This window comes from Aerococcus sp. L_32 (genome assembly GCF_050689315.1).
Genome location: NZ_JBOEQF010001178.1, coordinates 1 through 566, shown reverse-complemented (window position 1 = coordinate 566; position 566 = coordinate 1). Strand labels below are relative to the sequence as shown.

The following is a 566-nucleotide window of genomic DNA, read 5'->3' as shown; positions in this document are numbered from 1 at the left end:
CGAACTTTAACGCACCCATATATACATTATAAATTACATGAAGCAATTTAGGGCTTCAAAGCAGGTAATAAATAACCCTTTTCTAAAAACATGCAAAAAAAGGCAGGATAATCCTACCTTTATGCTTTGGTATGTGGTTATGCAAACATTCCTTGTATTTTTATGCCCGCGGATGGTTTTGATTATAAATATCCTTCATATGTTGGGCATGAATATGAGTGTATATTTGCGTTGTTGAAATATCAGAGTGGCCAAGAAGTTCTTGGACCACTCTTAAATCCGCCCCATTTTCAAGTAAATGAGTTGCAAAGGAATGGCGCAGGGTATGGGGACTGATGTCTTTCGTAATATGGGCCATAATCACCATCTTCTTCAAGTTCTTCCAAACACCCTGTCTAGATAAAGGCTTACCCCGGTTATTCACGAATAAATAGCCTCGGGTCTCGTCTTCATCTTTTACTAGTTCTGGGCGCCCTTCTGTTAGATATTTGTTAATCCAGTCTTCTGCCATCTCACCGATTGGGACTAGTCTTTCTTTATCCCCTTTACCAATGGTTTGGATAAAT

General features: G+C 39.0%; 1 protein-coding gene. It reads right to left on the bottom strand.

The annotated features are described in order from the left end of the window. Positions 1-160: 160 nt before the first annotated feature. Positions 161-566: tyrosine-type recombinase/integrase (locus ACRCJ0_RS18805; protein WP_431391724.1), on the bottom strand; the 406-nt coding region annotated here is incomplete at its 5' end.